The sequence below is a fragment of the Gallintestinimicrobium propionicum genome (assembly GCF_025567525.1).
Classification (GTDB): domain Bacteria; phylum Bacillota; class Clostridia; order Lachnospirales; family Lachnospiraceae; genus Gallintestinimicrobium; species Gallintestinimicrobium propionicum.
In genome coordinates, this window is sequence record NZ_JAOQJY010000018.1 from 51,598 (window position 1) to 77,818 (window position 26,221).

General features: G+C 46.3%; 22 protein-coding genes and 1 other annotated feature. Of the genes, 19 read left to right on the top strand and 3 right to left on the bottom strand.

Annotation, left to right across the window (positions count from 1 at the left end; genetic code table 11):
* Window positions 1-24: 24 nt before the first annotated feature.
* A complete protein-coding gene (locus OCV62_RS13150; RefSeq protein WP_262587166.1) occupies window positions 25-423 on the bottom strand; it encodes a Fur family transcriptional regulator in 399 nt (132 codons plus the stop codon).
* 227 nt (window positions 424-650) lie between these two features.
* On the opposite strand from OCV62_RS13150, the gene OCV62_RS13155 reads away from it, so the two are divergent.
* The 5 genes from OCV62_RS13155 to OCV62_RS13175 all read left to right on the top strand — a co-directional run bounded on the left by OCV62_RS13155 (window position 651) and on the right by OCV62_RS13175 (window position 6,438).
* Window positions 651-2,138, top strand: coding sequence for a sensor histidine kinase (locus OCV62_RS13155; RefSeq protein ID WP_262587168.1), 1,488 nt, complete (start codon window positions 651-653; stop codon window positions 2,136-2,138).
* Window positions 2,131-2,820, top strand: a complete 690-nt coding sequence (locus OCV62_RS13160) for a response regulator transcription factor (RefSeq protein ID WP_021915040.1) — start codon at window positions 2,131-2,133, stop codon at window positions 2,818-2,820. Before OCV62_RS13155 ends, OCV62_RS13160 begins: the two co-directional genes overlap by 8 nt.
* A gap of 24 nt (window positions 2,821-2,844) precedes the next feature.
* Window positions 2,845-3,603, top strand: a complete 759-nt coding sequence (locus OCV62_RS13165) for an RluA family pseudouridine synthase (protein ID WP_262587170.1) — start codon at window positions 2,845-2,847, stop codon at window positions 3,601-3,603.
* Entirely contained in the window at window positions 3,575-5,221 is a 1,647-nt protein-coding gene (locus OCV62_RS13170; RefSeq protein WP_262587172.1) for an O-antigen ligase family protein, read from the top strand. Before OCV62_RS13165 ends, OCV62_RS13170 begins: the two co-directional genes overlap by 29 nt.
* Window positions 5,222-5,370: 149 nt before the next feature.
* Complete coding sequence (locus OCV62_RS13175; protein ID WP_262587174.1) at window positions 5,371-6,438, top strand: AI-2E family transporter; 1,068 nt, start codon at window positions 5,371-5,373, stop codon at window positions 6,436-6,438.
* Window positions 6,439-6,440: 2 nt separating this feature from the next.
* On the opposite strand, the gene OCV62_RS13180 is transcribed toward OCV62_RS13175, so the two are convergent.
* Together OCV62_RS13180 and OCV62_RS13185 are read right to left on the bottom strand one after the other, a co-directional pair.
* The gene (locus OCV62_RS13180) at window positions 6,441-7,172 is read right to left on the bottom strand and encodes a LytR/AlgR family response regulator transcription factor (protein WP_021915036.1); all 732 of its coding nucleotides are present in this window, start codon (window positions 7,170-7,172) and stop codon (window positions 6,441-6,443) included.
* A gap of 119 nt (window positions 7,173-7,291) precedes the next feature.
* Window positions 7,292-8,626: a sensor histidine kinase gene (locus tag OCV62_RS13185; RefSeq protein ID WP_262587175.1), complete on the bottom strand. Its 1,335-nt coding sequence runs from the start codon at window positions 8,624-8,626 to the stop codon at window positions 7,292-7,294.
* 186 nt (window positions 8,627-8,812) lie between these two features.
* Here OCV62_RS13185 and OCV62_RS13190 point away from each other — a divergent pair, with 186 nt between their 5' ends.
* The 14 genes from OCV62_RS13190 to OCV62_RS13255 all read left to right on the top strand — a co-directional run bounded on the left by OCV62_RS13190 (window position 8,813) and on the right by OCV62_RS13255 (window position 26,139).
* Window positions 8,813-9,376: an accessory gene regulator ArgB-like protein gene (locus OCV62_RS13190; RefSeq protein WP_262587177.1), complete on the top strand. Its 564-nt coding sequence runs from the start codon at window positions 8,813-8,815 to the stop codon at window positions 9,374-9,376.
* A 21-nt stretch (window positions 9,377-9,397) separates the two neighbouring features.
* Entirely contained in the window at window positions 9,398-9,544 is a 147-nt protein-coding gene (locus tag OCV62_RS13195; RefSeq protein WP_262587179.1) for a hypothetical protein, read from the top strand.
* Window positions 9,545-9,890: 346 nt separating this feature from the next.
* Window positions 9,891-10,094: a binding site (T-box leader), on the top strand.
* Window positions 10,095-10,215: 121 nt separating this feature from the next.
* Window positions 10,216-11,646, top strand: coding sequence for a proline--tRNA ligase (gene proS / locus OCV62_RS13200; protein WP_021914055.1), 1,431 nt, complete (start codon window positions 10,216-10,218; stop codon window positions 11,644-11,646).
* Between the two features lie 281 nt (window positions 11,647-11,927).
* Window positions 11,928-12,992: a GGDEF domain-containing protein gene (locus OCV62_RS13205; RefSeq protein ID WP_262587183.1), complete on the top strand. Its 1,065-nt coding sequence runs from the start codon at window positions 11,928-11,930 to the stop codon at window positions 12,990-12,992.
* A 31-nt stretch (window positions 12,993-13,023) separates the two neighbouring features.
* Window positions 13,024-14,781, top strand: a complete 1,758-nt coding sequence (locus tag OCV62_RS13210; protein ID WP_262587185.1) for a sensor histidine kinase — start codon at window positions 13,024-13,026, stop codon at window positions 14,779-14,781.
* Entirely contained in the window at window positions 14,759-15,748 is a 990-nt protein-coding gene (locus tag OCV62_RS13215) for a response regulator (RefSeq protein ID WP_262587187.1), read from the top strand. Before OCV62_RS13210 ends, OCV62_RS13215 begins: the two co-directional genes overlap by 23 nt.
* Window positions 15,749-15,885: 137 nt before the next feature.
* Window positions 15,886-16,782 carry an ABC transporter permease gene (locus tag OCV62_RS13220; protein ID WP_262587189.1) on the top strand — a complete coding sequence of 299 codons (897 nt, stop codon included), beginning with the start codon at window positions 15,886-15,888 and terminating at the stop codon, window positions 16,780-16,782.
* A 26-nt stretch (window positions 16,783-16,808) separates the two neighbouring features.
* On the top strand, window positions 16,809-17,693 hold the full coding sequence (locus tag OCV62_RS13225) for a carbohydrate ABC transporter permease (RefSeq protein ID WP_262587191.1): 885 nt from the start codon (window positions 16,809-16,811) through the stop codon (window positions 17,691-17,693).
* Window positions 17,694-17,750: 57 nt separating this feature from the next.
* The gene (locus OCV62_RS13230) at window positions 17,751-19,475 is read left to right on the top strand and encodes an extracellular solute-binding protein (RefSeq protein ID WP_262587193.1); all 1,725 of its coding nucleotides are present in this window, start codon (window positions 17,751-17,753) and stop codon (window positions 19,473-19,475) included.
* Window positions 19,476-19,623: 148 nt separating this feature from the next.
* Window positions 19,624-21,009 (top strand): glycosyl hydrolase family 28 protein, encoded by a 1,386-nt coding sequence (locus OCV62_RS13235; RefSeq protein WP_262587195.1) that lies wholly within the window; start codon window positions 19,624-19,626, stop codon window positions 21,007-21,009.
* 58 nt (window positions 21,010-21,067) lie between these two features.
* Complete coding sequence (locus OCV62_RS13240; RefSeq protein ID WP_021914063.1) at window positions 21,068-21,961, top strand: MBL fold metallo-hydrolase; 894 nt, start codon at window positions 21,068-21,070, stop codon at window positions 21,959-21,961.
* Window positions 21,962-22,029: 68 nt separating this feature from the next.
* Window positions 22,030-22,887, top strand: a complete 858-nt coding sequence (locus OCV62_RS13245) for an MBL fold metallo-hydrolase (RefSeq protein WP_262587197.1) — start codon at window positions 22,030-22,032, stop codon at window positions 22,885-22,887.
* A gap of 60 nt (window positions 22,888-22,947) precedes the next feature.
* On the top strand, window positions 22,948-23,904 hold the full coding sequence (locus tag OCV62_RS13250) for a nucleoside hydrolase (protein WP_021914065.1): 957 nt from the start codon (window positions 22,948-22,950) through the stop codon (window positions 23,902-23,904).
* Between the two features lie 12 nt (window positions 23,905-23,916).
* Window positions 23,917-26,139: an ADP-ribosylglycohydrolase family protein gene (locus tag OCV62_RS13255; protein WP_262587199.1), complete on the top strand. Its 2,223-nt coding sequence runs from the start codon at window positions 23,917-23,919 to the stop codon at window positions 26,137-26,139.
* Window positions 26,140-26,221: the final 82 nt, after the last annotated feature.

A 26,221-nucleotide genomic window follows, 5' to 3' on the forward strand; every position in this document is an offset into this window, starting at 1 on the left:
CATTGTCTGATTTGTTGTGAAAAATTAACTGTGCTGTTTGTTTAAACAGCAGTGGCGGATCCCCTGAAAATACACTGCATGTCCGTCGATCCGGTTTCCATCCACGGATGTCCCGTGAAGAGAATCGAAGGAATCCGGAAATTCGGTGTGCAGGTCGAGAACGCTGCCGCATTCCGAGCAGATAAAGTGATAATGACGGCTGGTATCGGCATCGAAGTGATCCACACCGTCCCCAAGCCGAAGCCTTGCGATCTCACCGAGGTCAGCAAGCAGCGTCAGGTTCCGGTAGACAGTTCCAAGACTGATGTTTGGAAAGTCTGCACGGAGAGAGTGATATACCACATCTGCGGTCGGATGATCTTTGCGTGTCATAAGGAAGCTCTTGATTGCTTCCCGCTGACGGCTGTACTTCAAAGCCGGCATTGCTTCATCTCCTATCCGATAACGATAATTGTTATTATTATCATGGCTTTATTATAGGTCGCCGATCCGGAAATGTCAACACCATTTTTTAGATTTATACATTTTTTAGAAATATATTCTTTCTATTTTATAAAAAGAAAAAAAGGATGTGGTATACTGAAAACAGTAATGCAGTGCAGTCGGGAAATGCAGACTGTCTGCAGCAAAAGACAGGGAGTTGTCAGATCATGAAATTTAAGACAAAGCTTGCAATCACATTTTTGACGATCATCCTGCTTCCGGTTTTATTGTCCCTGTGCGCGTTTCTGGGTATTGGGACGGTCATGATGCGGTCGGGAGGCCAGACGACCTACGGCGAAGGTATGCGGGCGTACAGTATGATGTCGGAATCGATCGATGCGTTCAGTCAGGCGACGGATGAGCTGTTCGATACGATTCAGGAGCAGGCGCGGGAAAATACGCACCGGCTGGAGGACAAGGCGTATCTGGATAAATTAAATGAAGAAGCGACGGATAAATCTTCCTATATTATCATCCGAAAAGGGGATCAGATTTACTATGCCGGAAATGCAGCTGCCGCGCAGCAGATTTTTTCCAGGTTGCCGGCGTATGGGCTGGAGAGCGAGGAAACGGATTCCGCATATTACTTTAATGATATGCGCAAGCTGGTAAAACAGATTGATTTTCAGTTTGCAGACGGGACAGAGGGCAGCGCATTTATTGTAACGCGGATCACGAGTATATTTTCCAAGACGTTCCTGTTGGATATGTTTCTGGCGATCATATTTATTCTGGTGCTTACGGCGATGGTGCTGACCCAGTGGATCCATAAGGATGTATTTGCTCCGATCAACCGGCTGAATCTGGCGATGCAGAAAATCGCGGAGGGAAACTTCGATTATATGCTGGAATCCGAGGACGACAACGAAATTGGCGAGCTGTACCGCAACTATGAGGACATGCGTCTTCGGTTAAAAGAGTCCACAGAGGAAAAGATTCAGAACGAAAAGCAGAACCGCGAGCTGATCAGCAATATCACGCATGATTTAAAAACTCCGATCACGGCGATCAAGGGCTATGTGGAAGGAATTATCGACGGTGTGGCGGACACACCGGAGCGTCGGGACAAATATCTGCGCACGATTTACACAAAAGCGAACGACATGGATCGGCTGATCAATGAGCTGACCTATTATTCCAGTATTGATAATAATCGTATTCCGTACAATTTCCACCGGATAAACGTTGCAGAATTTTTCGCAGACTGCGTAGAGGACGTCGGGCTGGACCTGGAATCGAAAAATATCCAGCTGAACTATTCCAATCTGGTGGAGCCCGACACCCGGATTATCGCAGATCCGGAGCAGCTCAAAAAAGTCATCAACAATATCATTGGCAACAGCATCAAATATATGGACAAAGAGAAAGGCGTGATCGATATTCGTCTGCTGGATGAGGTGGATTCCATCCGGGTAGAAATCGAGGACAACGGCAAGGGAATCGCGGCAAAAGACCTCGGCAATATATTTGAGCGGTTTTACCGGACGGACGCATCCCGCAACTCCATGAAAGGCGGAAGCGGAATCGGGCTGTCCATTGTGAAAAAGATCATCGAGGATCATGGCGGATACATCTGGGCGACCAGCAAAGAGGGCGAAGGAACATGTCTGCATTTTGTGATCAGAAAATACAGGGAGGCGGAAGCAGATGAGTAAAATTTTAATTATCGAAGATGAAGTGGCAATTGCAGATCTGGAAAAGGATTATCTGGAGCTGAGCGGATTTGATGTACAGATCGAATATGCGGGTGACAAAGGACTTACGCGCGCACTGAAAGAGGATTTTGACCTGATCGTGCTGGATCTGATGCTGCCCGGCATTGATGGGTTTGAGGTATGCCGCAGGATCCGGGAGGAGAAAAATGTCCCGATCCTGATGGTGAGTGCGAAAAAGGATGACATTGACAAAATCCGGGGTCTGGGTCTGGGCGCAGACGACTATATGACGAAACCGTTTTCTCCGAGCGAGCTGGTAGCGCGCGTCAAGGCGCATATGGCGCGGTATGAAAGGCTGACGAGCAGCCATCAGAAAACAAACGATATTATAGAAATCCGTGGTCTGAAAATCGACAAAACGGCAAGGCGTGTATGGATTAACGGCGAAGAGAAAGCATTTACGACAAAGGAATTCGACCTGCTGACCTTCCTTGCAGAGAACCCGAACCATGTTTTTACCAAAGAAGAGCTGTTTCGGGAAATCTGGGATATGGAATCGATCGGCGACATTGCGACCGTAACGGTCCATATCAAAAAAATCCGTGAAAAAATCGAAGTAGACACCGCCAATCCGCAGTATATCGAAACAATCTGGGGTGTTGGATATCGCTTCAAGGTCTGAAGCATATCCGGAAATGAGGGGAACGTGGCAGTAAAAATTATATACGAAGATAAAGATATTCTGGTTTGCGAAAAACCGGCGGGACTGGCGGTTCAAAGCGCCCGGATTTCCGAGCCGGATATGGTCAGTGAGCTGAAAAACTACCTGACGGGGAAGCAGTCGGCGGGCGCGCCCGGCAAATCTGCGGAAATCTCGGCGTTTGGCGGCACCCGACAGCCGGCATCGGCAACGGCGTCCGTCGGAGTGCGCAAGCCGCAGTCGGTCTATCTGGGTGTCGTGCACCGGCTCGACCAGCCGGTTTCCGGTCTTTTGGTTTTTGCCAAAAATAAAAAAGCTGCAGGTGCGTTAAGCACCCAGACTGCGCAGCATCAGATGAACAAGATCTATTACGCAGTCGTGTATACGAAAGAAGACCTGACCGGAAAACGCGGAACACTGACAGACTGGTTGGTAAAGGAAGCTTCTATTGCTCGCGTCTGCGATGCTTCGCAGAACGGTGCGAAAAAGGCGGTTTTATCCTGGAAATGTCTGGCATGTCAGGGAAACCGGGCACTTTTGGAAGTGGAGCTGGAAACGGGAAGATTCCATCAGATCCGGGTGCAGATGGCGCATGCGGGGATGCCGCTTCTTGGCGATCAGCGCTACGGCAGCGAAGAGAGTCGGGAGGTATCCACGCAGCTCGGGATTCGGACAATCCGTCTGCAGGCAGTAAAACTTGCGTTTTGTCATCCGACAAGCGGGAAAAGAGTATGTTATGAGCTTACGGACAAACTTGCGCTTTGAAAGCAAATCTGCGGTTTCGTGGCTGACCGCCCTGTGGATTTTTCTGATGACAGCGGTTTTTCCTTATTATATGAAGGATCACTATTCCCAGATGGGCGTGCGGAAGTTTTCGTTTTTCCTGACGGTCAGTCTGGTGTGCCTGATTCCTGCAGGCGTGCTGGCGGCTGGAAGCTGGGGAAAAGACTGCGCAGCGAAGGTGTTTTTGCGGATGCACAAGCCAGAGTCAGACGCAAAGACGCAGACAGGTGTGCAGGCACAGGCACACCCAGCCGCTCGTTCTCTCAGCAATTTAGATATTGCCATGCTGTGTTACCTTGCAGCGATTTTCGTTTCGTGGCTATTTAGTGTTGACCGTGCGGCGGCATGGACTGGCACAGATGGCTGGTCGATGGGGCTGCGGACGCAAGTACTTCTTGTGCTGATGTATTTTCTGGTATCGAGGTATCTGATCTGGTGGAAAGGGCTGCTGGCAGTACATATGCTGGCGTCCGGCGGCGTGTTTTTGCTGGGGATCCTGCACCGGTTTTCGATCGATCCCCTCGGAATGTATCAGGGCCTGGATGAGTCGTGGCAGCTGTTGTTTCTTTCGACCATCGGGCAGGCGTCCTGGTATTCCGGATATGTTTGCGTGGCGCTGACAGCTGGAGCTACGGTGTTTTTTATTGCAAAAGACAATAGAATCCGCACGGCAGCAGGGCTGTACTGCATGCTGGGCTTTGGAACGGTTGTGACTCAGAACAGCGACAGTGCGTTTGCTGCGATGGTGTTTTTGTTTCTGGGATTGTTTCTTGCAGGCTGCGACAGCTTCGATCGGATGGAACGGTTTCTGGAAACGCTGCTGTTGATGTTTGGAAGCTTTAAATTGATCGGGATTTTGCAGGAGTTATTCCCTGAGAAAGCAAAACAGCTCGGCAGCCTTTCGGAATTTTTCTCAAAAAGCACGGCGACATGGGTATTTTTCCTGATCGTGTGCATGGGATACATTGTTCTGCTGTTGTACCGGCAAAAGCATGAAGCTGCAGAAATTATCCGCTGTGGGCGGACTTTGCGAAAGATTGCAGTGATCGGTGTGGTCGGTCTGATGCTTCTTTTTGTGGTGACGATTTGGGCGAATACAACCGGTCTGATGCAGAAATGGTTCGGGGTTTCCAGTACGGGCCAGTATCTTTTATTTGATGAATATTGGGGAAATTCCCGCGGCTTTTCATGGAGCATCACGGCGGAAACGTTTGCAAAGATGCCGTTGTGGAGAAAGCTTACGGGCGTTGGACCGGACTGTTATTCGGTTTACTGCTATGCAGACACAGATCTTGCGGGCAGACTGCATCATTATTTCGGGCAGAATCAGACGTTGACGAATGCGCACAATGAATTTTTAAACCAGCTGTTCTGTACCGGCGGGATCGGATTTGCAGCGTTTGTCGGATTTCTGGCTGCTGCGGTGTGTCGCTTCTGGAAAAACAGGGAAAAAGAACCAATGGCGTTGATGGGGCTTCTGGCGGTACTCGTTTACGGTGCGCACAACTTTTTCTGTTATCAGCAGGTTTGCTGCATTCCGTTTCTGTTTCTGCTGATCGCTATGTTAGAAAATCTGGTGCGGGAAGCGGCAGAAAAATAGTAGAAAGGAATGCTCAATATCACGAATCGCTTTTTGAATCCTGATATCATAATAATGTCGAAATTACTCATACTAAGTCTCAATGGAGATGGGAAAACATCTGCGGAACGGAGAATGGTATGGGTAATTTTTTTGAAAAAAACAGCTGTTTGGAGAAGAAGGATAACGCTGCGGATGCAGAGGAAAATAGAGAGAATGCCTGGTCTTGCAGGAAAAAAGTGCTCTATGCTGCAGGGCTTGCAGGCGGGTTATATGCAGTGCTTCGATATTTGCTGCCGCTTGTTGCGCCGTTTGTGTTTGCTTTTTTCATTGTCCGAATTTTATATCCGCAGCTTTGCCGGGCAGAGAAAAGGCTGCGGATTCGCAAAGACATCCTGATGGCAGGATTTTTGCTGCTTTTGACCGGAATCCTTGCGGCTGGATTCTTTTTTCTGCTGTCAAAGGGAACTGCATGGGCGGTAAAAATCGGAAGTGAGTCAGGCGCGATCAAAGATCAGGTGAATATAGCGTTTGAAAATGGCTGTTGCAGGGCGGAAGAGCTTCTTGGGAGGGAACAGGGAGAAATTCGAGCGTTTTTTCAGGATAAGGGGGACGAAATGGCGAAAACTGTCGGTCGGGAGATTTTGCCAAAGGCTGCGGACTGGACGGCGAAATCCTGCAGCTTTGCGCTGCGGACAGGAGCGTTCTGGGGGATCGGGATGATCGCGGCATTCTGGCTGTGCAAGGATTATGCGCGTTTTTCGGAATGGATGAAAAAGAGCGAGATCTGGGAAAATATTGACAGAATCTTACGGATGACAGGCGGTTACTGCAGGGCGCAGCTGAAAATTCTGGTGATCATATCAGGAATTACAGTTGTGGGGCTTTGGATTGGAAAAGTCAGAAATGGTCTGTGGATTGGACTATTGGCAGGGATTTTGGACGCATTGCCGATGATCGGAACCGGCATTGTGCTGATTCCGACTGCAATTTGGCAGCTTTTGAATGAAAATCCTCAGGGTGCGGCATTTGCTTCGGTTACCTACGTCGCGTGTATTGCAGCACGGGAGCTTCTGGAACCGCGCCTGTTGGGTGCGCAGATCGGTCTGCCGCCGGTGCTGATGCTTTTGTCAGTCTATGCAGGTGTGAAAGTGTTTGGAGCCGGCGGCATTTTTCTGGGACCGTTGTATACAGTGCTGTATACAGAAGGACTGCGGCAGATTTTCTGCAGAAGCTGAGGTTATTCAATTCCCATCAGGTGCTGCAGCTGAGAGAAACGCCTCTGTGCACAGGGGCAGACCGCGCCGTTATCCAGAACAATCTGGCAGGGGCGGCGATACAGCGTGCGGATATGCGCAGTGTTTACCAGGCAGGATTTGTGACAGAGAAAAAAGCTCTGGTCGAGTTTGGAGAGCGTTTCATTCAAGGAGCCGCTGCACTGGTAGATCGCAGTCGTCGTATGGACGGTGATGCGGTGCGCACCGGTCGCTTCGATATAAAGAATTTCATGGATTGGTATGAATAAATCCTGATCGGGCATCCTGAAATGCAGCCGACCGTTCGGAGAAGCCGGAATTTTACTTTTCTCGAGAACGCTCTGCAAACAGTGAAGAATCTGCAGGGTGTAGTTCGGATCGTCTTTGATTAAAAAACCCAGCGGTTCTACCTGATAGCGGAACGTTGTCATTGCCATTTCGGAATGCGTCGTAGTAAAAATAATGAATGCGCGCGGATCCTTCTGGCGGATTGCTGAGGCAAGTTCGATTCCATCCATGTCAGAGTGCAGATGGATGTCGAGAAAATAAACGGCATTTTCGGGCTGATCCGGAAGCAGATTCAGCAGCTCATGCGGCGTGTGGACGGCCTGTCGAATCTCCATGTCGTAAGCTTGAATGAAAATGTACTTTTCGATCATGGATTTGAGAAGATCAAGCTGAAGCGGGTTATCCTCACATAAATAAATTGGTATCATGTCATCCCCCATTCTGCCGCAGAAGCGGCATGAAATCTTTATGATTTAATGAGCGCAAGAGAGCGGGAACAGGCAAAGCCTGCTCATCGCGAACGGCGAAATTATTGAGTGAGCTATGCTCACGATATATTATGATAATTCTTTTTGAAGTTGGAAACAACAAGAATCTGTTTAAAAAGACCGTTTTCGCAGATCGTGTTGGAGGTCAGCTCCGGCGCATTGGCGATCAGCATATTTGCGGTGGGAAGTCCAAGACCGCTGTGCGCTTCTTTGGAAGAAATACTTGGCTTGAAAAGCTCTTCCAGAGGGAAAAGAAGCGGCTTCGTCGAGTTTTCAATATGAAAAATAACAGAATGCACCTTGCACACGATTGCAATATGAAACCGTTTCTGTTCGGTTTCGGAAGCAGCTTCGATCGCGTTATCCAGAAAAATACCCAGCACTCTGGAAAGAGTGAGCAAATCGGTGGAAAGTTCTGTGATTTCCTGCGTCAGCTCGAAGGAAACATCCAGCTGACGGTTCATCGCCTGTACCATTTTTGTATACAAAAGACCCTTGATCTCCGTCACCTTGATCAGCGACAGACGCGCAAGGGTGTCGTCCTGATTGACCAGAATGCTGCTGCTCGTGACGATACTGGAATCAAAATAATCCCGAAGCTTGTCCATATCGTTTTCCTGGATGTAGCCGGTAATGGTGGAAAGAATGTTCAGGTAATCGTGTTTGAATCGTCGGATGTCCTGATAATGATTTTCGAGCTGTGCCATGTAGTGTGTCAGATTTTCCTGCTCACGGGCCTGAAGCTCCAGCTTTTTGTTGGCCTGCAGTGTGTTGTAAAGCATCAGAAAAATCAGGACGTTTGCTGTTGCGAAGCAGAAAATCAGGATTCCGTTGAAGAACAGAATATCGCTCGGATAATGAAGCAGACTGCCGAAAATGATGTTGATCAGGAAAATACAGGAACAGATTGTGACCTCCAGAAACAAAAGCAGTTGAATCCGCGGAGGGATTACATTCTGATCCGTGACCAGCTTCCGGTGCAGACGGTTGCCGATAAACAGACACGGCAGGATGCAAAGGAGGGCGTGGAGGATGGAGAACAGGAGTGTGAGGGGAAGGGAGGTCAGAATGACATCAAAATAATATCCGGCGATACGCAGCGGAATAGTGACAGCGTAGTCAGTCAGAACACTCCAAGCCCATAGAATCTGAAAAAAGAGAAGGTTGTATAATCGATCCTTTTTATGAAACAGCAAAATAATAATCGCTCCAAGTAAAAAGATCGGGATGCCATATTGCCCGGAAAACGGGGCCAGAAAAATACAGATAAAAATTGTGTATAAGTATAGAGGGTAAGTGATTTTTCGGGGCAGACGTTTTGAAAGGATCAGATGACACATCAGTATAAAAGTGGTAGTTGAAATAAGTTGGCATAAAAAAGTAAGTAAAGTCATAAGCAAACCTCCTAGTGCATATATTATATTATCATGAGGACAAAGAAAGATGAAGCAGAAACGGAATATGAAAAAACGTAAAAATAATAACAATAGGTTTGCGTTTGGGTTAAAAAATGATGCGTTTAGGAAAAAATGATTTATCCATAAAAAGGTGTGATATCTTTAATACAGGAGGAGGGGACAATGATAGACAAGCTGGCAAACCAGATAGCGCAATGGAATAGAAGAGAATTAAAACTGACAGAGACAGAAAGTAAAGTCATAGAGTTTGGGCTTGGTGTATTTCTGGATGTGTGCGTAAAATTTTTGATTCTTTTTATGATCAGCGTTTTGATAGGAAAAGAAGTTGAATTTGCATTATGTTTATTATCCTTTTGTGGATTAAGATGTTGGGCAGGCGGAGTTCATTGCCCAACAAGAGGGACATGCTTATTGGCTATGATTGCTTTATGTTTTATTAGTCTTGTGGCAGGTAGCCTTTTAGAAAACTGGGGAATTGGAGTATTTGTTGTTTTATGGGGACTCTGCATTCTGATTTTATGGTTAAGGGCACCTGGAAGAACGAAAACAGCGTCATTGTTAGAAGCAGAAGAGAATCTTCGAAAAAAGGTATATTCTATATTATTTTGTGGAGGGCTGATTTTGCTGAGTTTATTGCTTACAAAATCGAACTGGCGTGGAATTATTGTAATTTCCGCACTGCTGGAGTCGCTCAGTATTCTTCCTTGTAAAAGGAATAAAATATAATACTGAAAAAGGAGAATATTTATGATGAAAGAAAAAACTGCAAAACTGGTTAGAAAAATTGCATTGAGTTCCGCAAAAAATGCAGTGAACAGAAAGCTGATTTTAATCCTGCATGAGCCCGAAGTACCTGAATTTGTCCGGAAATACATGGAGAAAAAGGGAAAGTAAATTCCGGAAACCGACGTGTGACAGCGTTTAAGACGAATTTCGCTGCGTTTAGGAAATTTTGATCTGTGAATGGACAGGCTATGTTACACTGTGAGACAGATAAGGCAGAAGGCGGTTACATAAAAACTCCGGGAGCCTTATTCATTGCCGAAAACGGCATAAAAAACAAGCAGAGCATGTGGGGAATTTGTGTGGTGATAATTAGATCGTGGGATAAATACATTGCTTTGCCTGTTTTTTAGAAGGAAACGAAGGGCGTGCAAAAATCAAAAAATGGTTTTTGCGCGTCTTTTCGTTTTCCAGTTGACAAATCCGGAGAATTTTTTTATCATCAATAACAGATAGAAAAGAAGCGCAGAAAAGGAATAGTAGAGATGGGAGCGCACTTCAGAGAGGCTGCAATGGTGGAAGCAGCTGTGCAGAACATTTTGAACCGACCCTTGGAGCTTTGCCCCAATAAGGCAGCGTAGGTCCGGCGTTAACGGATGCAGAGCGAACATGCAGAGTGCATGTTAATTGGGGTGGTACCGCCGGATATCCGGTCCCTTTGGGGATCAGGTATCTTTTTTTTATTCATGGCAATAAAATGCCCACAGAGTGTGCATTCTATTGTTTTTGAAAGAAAAATGTAAAACCGCCAGTTTAGATTTACAGGGAAAAGGAGAAATAACATGGCAGACAAAAAGATGGTAGAACAGATCACGTCCATGGAAGAAGATTTCGCACAGTGGTATACCGATGTGGTTCTGAAGGCAGAGCTGATCGGCTATACCAGCGTAAAGGGCTGTATGGCGATCAAACCAGCCGGCTATGCGATTTGGGAGCTGATCCAGAAGCAGCTCGACGAGAGATTTAAAGCGGCAGGGGTACAGAATGTATATATGCCCATGTTCATTCCGGAGAGCCTTCTGGAAAAAGAAAAGGATCATGTAGAAGGATTCGCGCCCGAGGTTGCATGGGTAACCTATGGTGGTTTGCAGAAGCTTCAGGAGCGTCTGTGCGTTCGCCCGACTTCTGAGACACTGTTCTGTGATTTTTATAAAAATGATATCCAGTCCTACAGAGACCTTCCGAAGGTATATAATCAGTGGTGTAACGTTGTTCGCTGGGAAAAAGAAACCCGTCCGTTTTTGCGTTCCAGAGAGTTTTTGTGGCAGGAAGGCCATACGGCACATGCAACTGCTGAAGAAGCAGAAGAGCGTACGATCCAGATGCTGAATGAATATGCGGATTTTGCTGAGCAGGTACTTGCGATTCCGGTGATCAAGGGACGCAAAACGGAAAAAGAAAAGTTTGCGGGTGCAGAAGCAACCTATACAATTGAAGCGCTGATGCATGATGGCAAGGCACTGCAGTCCGGTACGAGCCACAACTTCGGCGACGGCTTTGCAAAAGCCTTCGGTATTCAGTTTACAGATAAGGATAATAAGCTGAAATATGTGCATCAGACCTCCTGGGGTGTGACGACCCGTCTGATCGGTGCGCTGATCATGGTACACGGCGATAACTCCGGTCTGGTTCTGCCTCCTAAGGTTGCTCCGACACAGGTTGTGATCATCCCGATCCAGCAGAGAAAAGAGGGCGTACTGGATAAGGCATATGAATTAAAAGATCGTCTTTCCAACTTCCGCGTAAAAGTGGACGATACTGATAAGAGCCCCGGCTGGAAATTTGCAGAGGCTGAAATGCGTGGTATTCCGGTTCGTGTTGAGATCGGACCGAAGGATATCGAAGCAGGCAAATGCGTTCTGGCACGCAGAGATACCGGTGAAAAGCTCGAATGCGCATTAGACGAGCTGGAAGCAAAGATTGCAGAGCTGATGGAAACGATCCAGAAGGATATGCTGGAAAAAGCAAGAAAGCACAGAGAATCCCATACTTATGTTGCAAAGAATATGGAAGAAATGGGTAATATCTTAAATAACACTCCCGGATTTGTAAAGGCGATGTGGTGCGGATGTCAGGAGTGCGAGGACAAGATCAAAGAGCAGTTTGCAGCAACAAGCCGCTGCATGCCGTTCGAGCAGGAAACATTGTCCGATACCTGTGTATGCTGCGGAAAGCCTGCAAAGAAGATGGTTTACTGGGGCAAGGCATATTAAATTCAATCAAAAGACAGGCGCTGCGTGCAACGAAAAAGGCATGCAGCGCCTTTTTCAGCGGTGTCATCGCATGGAAAATTGTGCTATAATGTGGATGAGAAAAACAAGCGACGCCAAAGGCGGCATTTAGAAATACAAAGTGGGGACAGGGTATGATATACGAATTATCAGATCTGACCAGGACGATTATGAATTTGGGGTTTTCTCTGATAGGGATCTATTTTGCACATACGTTTCAAAAGTCAAAACGAAAGCTATGGCAATGTATTTGCACGTGGCTTTTGGTATATTTATTCTGGATCACAGCCGGTGCATTCCTGGATGCCTGCTTTTTAAACCATTCGGCGTTTCCGAATATGACGCATGAAAGGATCGGCATGTTCATCGCACCGCTTGCGATCTTTGCATACCGGTTTCTATATCCGGAAGCACGGTTGACGGCGTGCATTTTCTACTATTATATGGCGGATAACGTGCTGATTTTGCAGATCCTGTTTTCCAGGACGTTGGCGATGCTGCTGGTACAGTTATTTGGACTGCCGGATCAGGAGACGATCCTGTGTGTTTATGTTCTGTCTCTGGCAGTGGTGGTGGTGCTGTATCGTACCTGGGCCCGGGGAAAAATGCGATGTGTCCTGCGCGACTTTCAGGACAGGATGGGACTGCTGGCGGCCTTTGCCTTTGTCAGCTATTATGGTTCGCTGCTCTTGGTGGATGCCTGGGCACCCTGGCAGCCGCTGACAGGTGTAAATGCAGCACGGAACTTTGCGGCGATCATCATTCCTGCGTGCGGCTACGGTGTTTCTTTTCTGGGCGCGGAGGAGCATGTGCGGGCAGAAGAGATGCGAAAAAAAGCATCCATGGATCCGCTGACTGGTTTGAAAAACCGGCGCGCCATGCTGAATGATATTCAGGAAATGCTGGAAACACTTTCGGAGCCTTTATGGCTGGTCTGTCTGGATCTGGATAATTTCAAATCGATTAACGATCAGTATGGACATGATATCGGAGATCAGTATCTGCAGCGCTTTGGGACGATGCTGGAAGAAATGACAGAGCAAAATGGCCAGGCCTACCGAACGGGCGGTGATGAATTTGCGGTGTTGTACAGCGGAGGTCCGGCAGAGAAAATCGAAGCTCTTCGGGAATGCTATCTGCAGAGCTTCCGGGATGGAGAAAAGCCGGAGTTTCTGGGTGTTAGCATTGGCTATGAGCAGGTACAGGATTTCGAGTCCCTGGCAGAAGTTATGAAACGGGCAGATGAAATGATGTATGTAGAGAAACGGGAAAAACAATATGCCCGGGGATACGCAGCAGAGGATACAAAAGAAGTTCTTACGAAATAAGCACAATGGGAGACAGGAAATCGATCTGTATATGAAAAAGAAAAAAATATCGTTAAGGAAAATCATTCTTCTGCTGATGATACTCGGATGTCTGACGAGTGCAGTTGCTATTATACTGACCTCTTATTCCTCCCTGCAGCTGATGAATCAGAATAATATCGAAGATAATATGAAAATGAATCTGTATCAGTTTACAAAAGAATCGGATGAAGCATGTTATAAGCTTCTTCGTGTACTGAATCAGATGAGCGCAGACGGTATGGTTGGAAGCGCTGTAGACAAGTATCTGACACAGGAGGAGCATTACGATCAGTATGTCAATAAGAAAAACCTCCGCGCACAGCTTGTGAGTCTGAACAGCAGCTCGCCGAGTCTCTTAATTGCATTTTATTATGATCCGTATCGAAACTGTGAGCTTGTGCCGAACTATGCAAATGTCAAAATTTCCATGGAATATAAAAGAGCACCGGTTTTATTTGAGGCAACGGTAAATACCTTTCAGGGAATCCACGGATCTGTGTTTTATCAGAATCAGATGCCGGTTTATTCTGCATATCGAAGGGAACGCTTCGGCGACGGAACCTTGCTGGACTGTTATGCGGAGGTAAAGTCGGAATATGAGATCAGTCCGGCAATGAATCGACAGGGTTATGATTACAGTGTTTTACAGCTGAATGAAAACGGAGTTGTGACCTATAGCACAAACCCCAAAGTGATCAAGGGGCGGAAGCTGCTTGATACAGCAATAGAAAAAGAAACTAGCAAGGTAATTGAAAAAGAAGGCTACCGTTTTCTGATTTACAGGAGCAAGCTGGGATATATGAATGCCCTGTCGCTGCCCAAAGGAACTTATACAAATGAAATTTATGCATGGCGTTTTAAAACGATCCTGGTTGTTCTGATCATTTTTAGTCTGTTTATGTCCTTTGTGCTGTATTTATATCATTTAATTGGAAAGCCTATTCAGGAGCTTGGGACCCAGATAGAACGGATCGGTCAGGGCTCTTTGCAGGATGAGGTGATCCAGGAATGCGGAATCGCAGAATTTGATCAGCTGCTGGGAGATGTAGAGGATATGAAGCAGCAGATTCGGGAGCTGATCCAACGGTCAAGAGAGCAGGAAAAGGAAGCACAGCAGATGGAATACGAAAAGCTGGTTTACCAGATCAATCCGCATTTTCTGCTGAATGTGTTGAATTCGATCCAGTGGATGGCACAGATGAGTCATCAGAAGGATATCGGAGAATACACAAGTGCACTGAAAAAGCTGTTGTCGTATAATCTCGGAAAGGAAGGAAGGGAAACGACGCTCCGAAAAGAGATCGAGATGGTAAAAAATTATATCTTTTTGCAGCAGAAGCGCTATGATTTTGAGGTAGATATTTCGGTGGAGGAAGGCGAGTACCTGAATGTACCGACCGTGCGGATGATGCTGCAGCCTCTGGTGGAGAATGCGATCCGGTACGGTCTTGGGGAGGAAGGAAAAATTGCCATCCAGGCGTTTTTTGACAAAAAACGGAACCTGGTCGCTGTGACGATCGAAGATTTCGGACATGGACTGAGTCAAAAAGAAATTGATGAAATTAACGAACCCTTCGGATATCGGTGGAATACAGGAAAAGAGAACAGGGGAATCGGGATCCGCTATGTCAAGGCGATGCTGAGTACATTTTATCAGGGAAACGCGGATCTGTTTGTAAACAGCAAAAGGGGAACAGGAACAAAGATCACAATTATTTTACCTGCAGCTAAAGAGGTGGACGAACATGAATGTTTTGATCGTAGATGATGATAAGCTTGCCAGAAAGGGACTGATCGCAGTGATCGACTGGGAACAGTATGGACTTTGTGTTGTCGGCGATGTGCAAAATGGGAAAAAAGCGTTGGAGTTTTTGGAAAATCATCCGGTGGATCTGGTTTTTACAGATATTGATATGCCGGAGATGAACGGGCTGGAGCTGATGAAAATCTGTAAGGAGAACTATCCGGAAACAGATTTTGTCATATTTTCTGTATATGAGGATTTTTCCTTTGCCAGACAGGCGCTGCGTCTGGGAGCACTGGATTATATTTCCAAAATTGAATTTGATCCGGAGGAATGTGATGCGATTCTGAAAAAGATCGTGGAGAAATATCAGAATAAAAGACGGGAAAAGGCAGAACGAAATCTGCGGACAGAGGAAGACTGGGAAGGAGAAAACGTTCGAAAGCTGGAAGAAGAGTTTAAATCGGGGCGATGGATCTTTGATGAAAACGAGCTGGAAAAAATGTCAGAGCAGCTTTCAGAGCTGCCGCTGCGCTATGCGGAACGGATCCTGGTAAGCAGCTTTAACCACCTGCAGCTGTCGCAGCGGGATAAAATTCCGGCATTTGAAACAATGGCGGAGTTGTTAAACTGGATCCACAGCTGGCTGCAGGACAGCTATTTAAACAGCAACAGTAAAACAGATGATATCAGTCTTTGTATCCGCGCAGTTCAATACATTCAGGAGCATGTAACGGAAAGTATACGGGCGGAAGCTGCGGCAGATGCAGTAGGAATGAGCCGCGGATATTTCAGCACCAAATTCCGGGAAGTGACGGGAGAAACGTTTCATAATTGTGTGATAAGATATAAAATGAAAACGGCGGCAAAGGAAATCCGAAAAGGAGAGAAGAGTATGACCGAGATCGCGTTGGAGCTTGGGTACGATAATTTTTACTACTTTTCCAAGCTGTTCCGAAAAGAGTACGGATGTACACCGGGAGAGTTTTAAGAAGAAAGATGAAAAAATGTCCGATTTATTTCGGACATTTTTTTGTGTACTAAAAAAAGAACAATAAAGAGAGAATGATCCGCGCTGTTTGCCCAAAGAGCGGAACGGTATAATGCAGTTACAAAGTGAAGGAGGGAATGAAGGTGTATATTAAAAAGTTTTTAAAACACTATTATGTGATGCTGGTTCCGGCATTTCTCTGGCTTATTTTCTTCAGTATCGTTCCGATGTTCGGAATTATTATGGCATTCGAGGACTACAATCCGGGACTTGGAATGCTGAAATCGCCTTTTGTTGGACTGGAGAATTTTCAGTATATGCTGCAGATCAGCGATGTAAGACAGGCGATTGCAAATACGGTGATCATCGCTGTGGCGAAGATCATCGGCAATATCATCGTGCCGCTTACCTTTGCGATCCTGCTGAATGAATTGTGCTTAAAAAAGATAAAGCGCCCGATTCAGACCATTGTGTATATGCCCCATTTCCTGTCCTGGGTTATTCTGGCAAAGATCGTGTTAAATATTTTTGGCTATACAGGACCGATCAATCAGATCCTTGGATTCTTTGGTCAGGATCCGGTTCAGTTTTTCGGAGAGCCGTCCCTGTTTCGACCGCTGGTCATCGGCACAGATATCTGGAAGAGCTTCGGCTATAATACAGTAATTTATCTGGCGGCGATTCTTGGAATTGACCCTACCTTATATGAAGCAGCAGCAGTAGACGGAGCGGGACGCTTCCGCAGAATCTGGCACATTACTTTACCGGGTATCCGAATGACGGTGGCACTTCTTGCGATCCTGGCACTTGGTAATATTTTAAATGCAGGCTTTGATCAGATTTATAACCTGTATAATCCGCTTGTATATTCTACCGGTGATATTATTGATACCTGGGTTTACCGATATGGTCTTCAGAACCTGCAGTTTTCACTTGCAACTACGGTTGGTCTGTTTAAATCTGTTATCAGCTTGATTCTGATCACACTTGGATATTGGCTGGCAGATAAATTTACAGGATATAAGCTATTTTAAACAGCAGAAGGCAAGGAGAAACAAAAATGATTGAAAATAGAACGCTCGGTTCAAAAATATTTGATGTGATCAATGTAATCATTATGATTATATGTGCGCTGCTTTGTATTGTTCCGGTATGGTATGTAATATGTGTTTCCCTGAGCAGCAAGGAAGCGGTTAATGCAGGTCTGGTATCCTTCTGGCCGGTTGGATTTAACCTGTTCTCTTACCAGAAGATCCTTGGGGAATCGGATTTCTTCCGTTCCTTCTGGGTATCGATCCAGAGAGTGCTGTTAGGAACCGGAGTCAGCATGTTCTGTATCCTGCTTGCGGCATATCCCCTGTCGAAAACCTCCAAGCAGTTTCCAAAGAGATCCATTTTTATGTGGATCCTGGTATTCTGCATGCTGTTTAACGGAGGAACCGTTCCGTGGTATATTACAATGAAGGGCTATGGTCTGGTAGACAGCATCTGGGGTCTGGTGCTCGGTATGGGATTAAATGTATACAATCTGATCCTGGCTGTGAATTTCTTTAAAAATCTCCCGGCAGAGCTGGAGGAAGCGGCGCTGGTGGATGGCGCCGGACCCTGGAAGTGTCTGACTTCGATTTTTATTCCGCTGGCCAAACCGGTAATAGCGACCATCGCATTGTTTACCATCGTACAGTACTGGAATGAGTTCTTCCAGGGAATGGTGCTGAGTACAAATCAGTCCAATTATCCGCTGCAAACGTATATTCAGCAGCTGGTTGTTAATTATGATTTTTCGACGATGAACGTAGAACAGATCGCGCAGGTTCAGAAACTGAACAACCAGTCTCTGGATGCGGCGAAAATCGTGATCGCCATGATTCCGGTGCTGGCAGTATATCCGTTTTTACAGAAGTATTTTGTAACCGGTATTACACTTGGATCGGTAAAAGGATAAGGTTGTTGTGATTTCCGGCAGGCTTTGCCGGCGCAAATAAAGGAAAAGGAGAAGGGTATGAAAGCGAAAAAGGTATTGGTATGGTTGTGTGCTGCAGCAATGCTGGTTTCAGCGGCAGGCTGTGGATCGTCCGCAGCAAGTACGGGAAGCGATGCGGCCGGTGGACAGGGAGTGCAGGAAGCAGAGGGAACTGCAAAGGAGGATCTTCCTTTAGCAAAGTATCCGGAAGAGGTTACGGTACATCTTGGCGGAGGCATGAATCCGAATGCAAAAATACCGGAAGGAATGACCTATGAGGACAACACCTTTCTGGATATGCTGAAAGAGGATCTGAACATCAATGTAGTATATGACTGGGTTGCATCTTCTTCCGATTATGATGAAAAGATGAACCTGTGTATCGGCAGTAATACGATTCCGGAGCTGATGAATGTAAACGCAGAGCAGTATCGTGCACTGTTAAAATACGATCTGATCCAGCCCATCGGAAGCTACTATGAAGACTATGCATCAGACAAGCTGAAGAGCTATGTGGAATCCGGCGGTGAAGCACTGCAGAAGGTTATCTGCAATGAAGACGGCGAGATGATGGCGATTCCGGCACCCAACATTACAGCGGGCGGTGTAAATGAAATGTGGATCCGCCAGGACTGGCTGGATAATCTTGGTCTGGAAGCACCCAGAACCTGGGATGAGATGGTTGCTGTTGCAGAAGCATTTGTCAAAGAAGATCCGGACGGCAATGGTGAAAATGATACGATCGGTATCCTTGGGCCTGCGAATTCAGATTATGTAAACGGAAACGGCGGTAATCGCTATGGTCTGGATCCTCTGTTCAGCGCTTTTCAGTCTTATCCGAAATACTGGATGAAGGATGACAGCGGAAATGTTGTTTACGGTTCTATTACAGAAGAAACCAAGGTTGCACTGGAAAAGGTTGCAGGTCTGTATGCAGATGGACTGATCGATCCGGAGATCCTGGTAAGAAACGACAGTTCAGAGCCCTTGCTTGCAGGAAAGGTTGGTATCTTCTTTGGCCCCTGGTGGTGCGGATATACCGTTGGCGATGCAACTCTGGCACAGGAAGCTGACTGGCAGGCATATTTCACACCCCTTGCAGAGGACGGAAAATTCTATACCCATATGGCAGAGCCCACAACGAAATATGTTGTAGCAAGCAAGGAATGCAAAAATCCGGAAGCTGCCTTTAAGATCATTAACTATCTGATCGAGTATGAGCAGGGCTGGGTAGATTCGGGTGTAACAAGTGGACTTAGCACCTCAGATTTATATCCTTTATACAACGTATATGACAATGCAAATGAAATCGAAGTATCCTATGATTGCCTGAAGAAATATCTTGCAGGCGAAATCGGAATTGATGATGTGGATTACAGCACCCATAAGCTTCTGAAGAGCGATATGGAAGCGATCACAAAGCTGAAAAAAGAGCCTTATGATGACTTCAGTCTGGAATATTGGAACTTTGAAGATGAAGATCTGGCAAAGACCAATCTGCCTCGTCTGGTTTCCATTATGGTAGGTGATGCACCCCTTGTAAATGAGGAATATGTTCCGATTTATAACAGCTATGACGGCAGAACCAAGACAATGGATTCCAAATGGGCAAACCTGAAAAAGCTGGAGGAAGAAACCTTTGCAAAGATCATCACAGGAAAAGTAGGAATCGATGCATTTGACTCCTTTGTAGAGGAATGGAAAGCATCCGGCGGTGATGAGATTACAAAAGAGGTTCAGGAAGAATTAGATGCACAGCAGTAAAATGCGAAATGCAGAGCTTTGAAATTTGATTATCTTAAAAATACAGGTGGCGTCTCGATCCCGGGACGCCATTTGTTCATGACAATAGAATGCTCGCAGAGCGTGCATTCTATTGTTGAATTAGGTTAAACAGGAGGAAAAAAGAGACATGAAGGATTTTGAAAACGATTTAATTTATTATCCCAATCCGGATCCGATCGAGGAGCCGCGGTTTATTTTGAATTCCGTAGAGGAACTGGAAAAATCAACAAAATACAGTGTTATCTGCAATGGAACGGAGCGCGTGGTATATCATACAGACTCCTTTGATTATGTTGTTGTAGTAGATGACGAAGCCTATGATCTGGAAATTTCGATTCATACACCCTTTGAGAAGCTGGCAATTCGTCCGACCAGCTTTGGAATCGTTCCTTCGGTAACAGGGGAGACTGTTCAGATTCATCTCGACGAGCCGAAGAAATTTACGGTAGAGACAGATGGCGGTCTGCATGACGCATTATTCGTGCTTTGCTCGCGCAGAATCGAAAAACCGGAAAATACAACGATCTGCTTTGAAAAAGGAAAGGTATACAATGTTGGCGTCCTGACCTTAAAGCCGAACGACACGGTCTATATCGAAGAGGGTGCCGTGGTATCCGGCTGTATTTATGCGGATCATTGCGATAATATTTCCATTGTAGGAAACGGAATCGTCAATGGAGCCTGCTGGCATCTGCCGGACAGTAATGCCCATCGGTTTTTTATCTATATCAAGTGGTGCAACAATGTCCTCTTAAAAGGCTTTACGGCAGTAGACGGACCCTCCTGGCATGTGGTTCCGGCGGCATGTGATCATGTTGTCATTGATGATATGAATATCATGTCAAGAATTGTAACAGGAGATGGTATTGATATTACGAGCAGTCAGGATGTGGAGGTAAAGAATTGCTTTATCCGTTCGACGGATGACAGTATCTGTATTAAGGCGCATGGGCTGATTGCGGATACTTCGACTGTTCGGGATGTGACGAAAGTATATGTCCACAACAACGTACTCTGGAATGCAGAGCCGGGCAATGCAATTGAATTAGGCTATGGGCTTCAGAGTGAAATTCACGATCTCGTATTTGAGGATTGTGATATCATTCACTGTCAGTACGAAGGAAATATGGGCGGCGCAGCAATCTCCATCCATCAGGCGGATGGCGGTCATGTGCATGACATCCATTACAGAAATATCCGGATAGAGCAGGCGGAGCAGAAGCTGTTTGATATCAAGGTATTGCTTTGCAAGTATACACAGCAGGTTTCCAAAGGGGAGATCAATGATATTCATTTTGACAACATTCAGGTATTAAACGGCGATATTCCGGTTTCCTTGATTCGAGGATACCAGACGCCGACGGAAGAAGTACGCGTTCATGATATTACCTTTGACAATATTACCTTTATGGGGAAAAAGTGTGAAACCTGGCAGGACCTTCGTTTGGTTACGGAGCTGGCAAACGATATTTATGTCAATGGCGTCAGAACGTGCAAGCAGATGAAATTCTGAAAATGCAAATAGGCATTCCGTAACGGAAAGACAAAACTATTTCTATAAGGAGGAATTTATGACAGACACAGGTATTTTTTATGGAACAGGAGCATCAGAAGGTGTACCGAGCCCCTTCTGTGACTGCCCGATGTGCAATTATGCCCGTGAGCATGGCGGAAAGGATGTCCGCAAGCGTTCCTGCTTTCGACTGGGCAGGAATATTATGATTGATATGGGGCCGGATATTTTCACCCAGGCGCTTCAATATGGTTCTATGTGTGACATTGAGCATGTTCTGATTACGCATACCCATGATGATCATTTTGATTTTACGGCATTGGGACTTATGAGCATGGCAACTCATCTTCGGACAACACCGGTGCATTTCTATTTTTCGGAAGAGGGCTATCGGTTCATTGAGCTCTTGCGTGACAGTGAGATCGCATTTGGAGGAACTCTCCGTGGAATGGAAAAAAAGGGGATTTATGCCTTTCACAAGCTGAAATATTTTGAGACCTATTCCATAGGGGAGTATGAGGTTACACCGATTCGTGGAAATCACGGCGGGAATATGGCAAAAGAGCGCAGCGCAAATTATGTGCTGAAGGCAAAAGACGGAACAAAAATGCTGTATGGAATGGATACCGGACTGTATGAGGAAGAAACCCTTGATTTCATGAAAAATCAGAATCTTGACATTTGGATCTCAGAATGTACATTCGGAAATCTGAAGCTGCAGGAGGAATGGAATACCCATTTATGTGCGGATACTTTTCTGGAGCTGTTGGATACATTTGAAAAAAATAAAACGATCCGGCAGGATACCAAAATATATCTTTCCCATATAAATCAGTGTCATACGGCGCCTCATGAAAAGCTTCAAGGGATAATGACGGATGCAAAGCCGGAATATCAGATCGTTGTGGCATATGACGGATTGGAAATTCCCATAAGCCGGGATGGAAAATAACTTGCACAGATCAATTCCGAAATTTTCAGAAAAAAGAAAAAGTGTTATAATAAAAGGAGAAAATAAAAATGGATAACATGAATATTCGGAAAATTAACGGTTTTACAGTTCAGCTGGTAGCAGATGGAGTATATGCGATTGATGAATTCGGCATTGCGTTGATGTATCTGATCATCGGAAAAACACAGGCACTGCTGCTGGATACAGGCGTTGGTGCAGGAAATGTACATGCTGTTGTAAAGGAACTGACGGATCTGCCCTGTCTGGTAGTAAACTCCCACCATCATTATGACCATGCGGGCGGCAATGTCTGGTTTGATGAGGTTTATGCACATAAAAATGCGGTCAGCATTTTAAAGGAGCAGAACTGTCAGGAGGTACGCCGCGCCTTTATCGAGAGACAGCTGGATAGAGAAGAATATAACGGAGAAGCGTCTGTAGCAGATACGATTTCTTATCTTCATGAGTATCGTGTGAATCCCATCGAGGAAGGAAAGGTATTTGATCTGGGGGGACGTAAGCTGGAGGTGATCGAGACCTTCGGACATACGAAGGATGGGATCTGCCTGCTGGATTCTGAAAACCGTCTGCTGTTTTCCGGCGATTCGGTAGTCAGCACACCAACTCTGATCACGGAGCCCTGCAAATCGGATACGATGGAGCATTATGCAAAAGCGTTGAAGCATCTGGAGGGCAGAGAAGCTGAGTTTGATCTGATCTTCCCGGGGCATTATGTGCATCCGATTCCCAAAACCTATTTAAAAGAGCTGATCGTATGTGCAGAGAAAATCCTGGAGAATCCGCTGTATGGCACACCGGAGAAAAATCACATGTCAGATCAAATCGCATATCGTGCATTTTATAAAAAGGCATCCATTCTTTATACAATGGATCGCGTAACCGGAGAAAAGGCACCTCAGGAATAAAGGAAAAATCTGCGGAGCAAAAAGGGCGGGCAGAAATAAAAAAAGGAGCTGAGATTACGTATGGAACAGAAAAAAGGAACACAATGGGTACCCAAAAAACAGGAGGATCCGGGACTTCTTGCCCGTCTGAGCAGACCGACGGGACCGGTAGATGTTGTTCTGGATACCGATACCTATAATGAAATTGACGATCAGTTCGCTGTTTCGTATCTGATTTGCTCTGCAGAAAAACTCCATTTACAGGCAATCTATGCAGCGCCGTTTTTTAATGAAAAATCCACAGGCCCTGCAGATGGAATGGAGAAAAGCTATCAGGAGATCTTAAATATTCTGACGCTGATGGGAAAGGACGAGCTGAAAAAAAGTGTATACAAAGGCTCGACAGGCTACCTGCCGGATGAAGAGACGGCGGTAGAATCTCCTGCAGCGGCAGATCTGGCGGCCCGTGCAATGAACTATACTCCGGAAAAACCGCTGTATGTGCTTGCGATCGGCGCCATCACAAATGTGGCTTCTGCAATTTTGAAAAATCCGGATATTATCGACCGGATCGTGATCGTATGGCTGGGCGGCAATGCACTGCACTGGCCGGAAAACAAAGAATTTAATCTGTATCAGGACGTTGCCGCGGCAAGGATCATTTTTGAGTGCGGAGCCGCATTGGTGCAGCTCCCCTGTTCTGGTGTTGTATCGGAGGTTACGACGACAGGACCGGAGCTGGATGCCTATCTGAAGGGAAAAAACCGACTCTGTGATTATCTGGTCAGCACGACAAAGACGGAGGGACGCCGGTGCAGCAACGAACTGGCATGGTCTCGTGTGATCTGGGATATCACAACCGTCGCATGGCTGCTGGATGAGCGCTTTATGGAGGATTATCTGATGCCCAGCCCGATCCCGGAATACGACGGTCATTATTCTGTGGATCCGAAGCGACATCTGATGCGTTATGTTTATCATGTAAACAGGGATAAAGTTTTTTCGGATCTGTTTACAAAGCTGGCGAATTTTGGCTGAAGAGGGACAGGTATGAAAAAAGAATATCTGGAGCGTATTTACGCAGGCTGGTTAGCCAAAATCATAGGTATCCGTTATGGAGCGCCGGTAGAAGGCTGGACATATGAAAAAATAAAAAATATCTATGGAGAACTGACAGACTATCCGGTGGACTATCGGGAGTTTGCAGCGGATGACGACAGCAACGGACCGTTATTCTATCTGAGAGGCCTTGAGGATGGCGGACATGGAGCAGAAATGACAGCACAGGATGTTGCAAATGCGCTGTTAAATTACGCACCCTATGAGCATGGATTTTTCTGGTGGGGCGGTTACGGAACGAGTACGGAGCATACGGCATATCTGAACCTGCGCAGCGGCATACCCGCGCCGCGAAGCGGCAGTATTGCGCAGAATGGAAGTACAATAGCGGAGCAGATCGGCGGACAGATATTTATTGATACCTGGGGACTGGTTGCACCGGGCAATCCAGCGCTGGCTGCAAAGCTGGCCAGCAAGGCTGCGAGTGTAACGCATGATGGCAATGCGTTATACGGCGGTATTTTTGTGGCTGTGTGCATCAGTGTCGCATTTGAGGAAAAAGAGATCAAAAAGATTCTGGAAACAGGACTTTCCTATATTCCGTCAGACTGTGAATATGCGAAGATCGTACGGACAGTAATGGAGTTTTATGAAGAGCATCCGCAGAACTGGAGAGACTGCTTTGCCTACATTCATGCAAACTACGGTTATGATAAATATCCGGGAAATTGCCATATTATTCCGAATATTGCAGTTATGATTCTGGCGCTGTTATATGGGAACGGTGATTTTTCAGATACCATCGCTATCGTTACAATGTGTGGATGGGATACCGATTGTAACGGTGGTAATGTGGCAACCATTATCGGTGTCCGAAATGGTCTGGAGGGGATTGATTATGACCGCTGGAGAAAACCTGTGCATGATCTGCTGGTCTGCTCCAGTGTGATAGGCTCCTTAAACATCATGGATATTCCCTATGGAGCATTGTATATCGGGAAAATGGCATATGAGCTTGCGGGGGAAGAGCTTCCGGAGCCGTGGAAGGAGCTTGCAGAGAAAAGAATTCACAGCTGTCATTTTGAATTCCCGGGATCTACGCATTCCATGCAGATTCGGGTGGACAGTATGACGGATGAGAAGGATCCGATCACGAGAGAATGCTGTGTCTGCAATACAGACGAGTCTGCACATAGCGGCAGCAGAAGCCTGAAAGCGACGGCAGTTCCGGTAAATTCCGGAGAACGTGTTTTTGTATATCAGAAAACTTACTATGAGCCGAAGGATTTTCACGACAGCAGATATGATCCTTGTTTCTCCCCGCTGGTTTACCCGGGGCAGACGGTACATGGAAGCGTAATGCTTCCGGAGTATGCCGGGGAAGCGGACTGCAGCCTGTATGTGCGGGATCTGCGGAGTGGAAAAATTTTTACCGGCAAAAGCGTACATCTGAAAAAGGGCTGTTGGCAGGAGCTGAGCTTCCGGATTCCGTCCTGGGAGGGCGCGCTGATCGGTGAGATGGGAGTCTGCTTTGATCTTTTGATGGGAACGCAAGCAACTCAGACCTTTGCAGGACTTTTGGATGATCTGTGGGCAGATGGAACACCGGATTATCGGATCGATTTTTGCCAGGAAACGACAGAAGTATGGACTGGCTTACATAAAGAGGTCAGCCAGTTTACCAGACTGAAGGGACATCTGTATTTGGATCAGGGAGCATTACATCTGTCCTGCGCAGATTTTGGAGAAGCGTATACCGGCAGATATGACTGGAAAGACTATACGGCGGTATTTGAAATGACTCCCCTGACAGGCGAAAATAATATGGTAAATGTGCGCGTACAGGGGGCGATCCGTTCCTATGCAGTTGCACTCCTTGCGGATTCTAAAATTGCACTCCTGAAAAATGAAAATGGATATCGTGTTCTGACAGAGACAGCCTTTGACTGGAAAGCTGGCAGGGATTATGAGGTTTCTGTTTGCGCACAGGGAGCAAGACTGCATGCAGAGATCAAAGAAGTGCCGGTTGGATGTAGACAAAACCAACAGCTGCAGACAGAGACTGCTGTACTGGAATATGAGGATACGGACCATCCTTATCTGCAGGGCGCGGTTGGCGTGTCTGTTCGAAACGGAAGCCATGCAAAATATTCTTCGATACGGATGAGGTGTAATTCGTCAACTACCCACGACCTAAAGGTCATGGGCTTGTAACTGCCCAGTCGTACTAACGGTTTACACCTCCGACCTTTAGCCCCAATAGATACTGCTATCTAAAGTGGCGTTACATCATAGG

Excerpts from the sequence above, each read along its gene's own strand:
- OCV62_RS13190 (WP_262587177.1), top strand. The coding sequence starts at position 8,813 with ATGATAGACAAGCTGGCAAACCAGATAGCGCAATGGAATAGAAGAGAA.
- OCV62_RS13230 (WP_262587193.1), top strand. The coding sequence starts at position 17,751 with ATGAAAGCGAAAAAGGTATTGGTATGGTTGTGTGCTGCAGCAATGCTG.
- OCV62_RS13160 (WP_021915040.1), top strand. The coding sequence starts at position 2,131 with ATGAGTAAAATTTTAATTATCGAAGATGAAGTGGCAATTGCAGATCTG.
- OCV62_RS13180 (WP_021915036.1), bottom strand. The coding sequence starts at position 7,172 with ATGATACCAATTTATTTATGTGAGGATAACCCGCTTCAGCTTGATCTT.
- OCV62_RS13225 (WP_262587191.1), top strand. The coding sequence starts at position 16,809 with ATGATTGAAAATAGAACGCTCGGTTCAAAAATATTTGATGTGATCAAT.
- OCV62_RS13155 (WP_262587168.1), top strand. The coding sequence starts at position 651 with ATGAAATTTAAGACAAAGCTTGCAATCACATTTTTGACGATCATCCTG.
- proS (WP_021914055.1), top strand. The coding sequence starts at position 10,216 with ATGGCAGACAAAAAGATGGTAGAACAGATCACGTCCATGGAAGAAGAT.
- OCV62_RS13195 (WP_262587179.1), top strand. The coding sequence starts at position 9,398 with ATGATGAAAGAAAAAACTGCAAAACTGGTTAGAAAAATTGCATTGAGT.
- OCV62_RS13215 (WP_262587187.1), top strand. The coding sequence starts at position 14,759 with ATGAATGTTTTGATCGTAGATGATGATAAGCTTGCCAGAAAGGGACTG.
- OCV62_RS13150 (WP_262587166.1), bottom strand. The coding sequence starts at position 423 with ATGCCGGCTTTGAAGTACAGCCGTCAGCGGGAAGCAATCAAGAGCTTC.
- OCV62_RS13185 (WP_262587175.1), bottom strand. The coding sequence starts at position 8,626 with ATGACTTTACTTACTTTTTTATGCCAACTTATTTCAACTACCACTTTT.
- OCV62_RS13250 (WP_021914065.1), top strand. The coding sequence starts at position 22,948 with ATGGAACAGAAAAAAGGAACACAATGGGTACCCAAAAAACAGGAGGAT.
- OCV62_RS13210 (WP_262587185.1), top strand. The coding sequence starts at position 13,024 with ATGAAAAAGAAAAAAATATCGTTAAGGAAAATCATTCTTCTGCTGATG.
- OCV62_RS13220 (WP_262587189.1), top strand. The coding sequence starts at position 15,886 with ATGAAGGTGTATATTAAAAAGTTTTTAAAACACTATTATGTGATGCTG.
- OCV62_RS13170 (WP_262587172.1), top strand. The coding sequence starts at position 3,575 with ATGAGCTTACGGACAAACTTGCGCTTTGAAAGCAAATCTGCGGTTTCG.
- OCV62_RS13245 (WP_262587197.1), top strand. The coding sequence starts at position 22,030 with ATGGATAACATGAATATTCGGAAAATTAACGGTTTTACAGTTCAGCTG.
- OCV62_RS13255 (WP_262587199.1), top strand. The coding sequence starts at position 23,917 with ATGAAAAAAGAATATCTGGAGCGTATTTACGCAGGCTGGTTAGCCAAA.
- OCV62_RS13240 (WP_021914063.1), top strand. The coding sequence starts at position 21,068 with ATGACAGACACAGGTATTTTTTATGGAACAGGAGCATCAGAAGGTGTA.
- OCV62_RS13235 (WP_262587195.1), top strand. The coding sequence starts at position 19,624 with ATGAAGGATTTTGAAAACGATTTAATTTATTATCCCAATCCGGATCCG.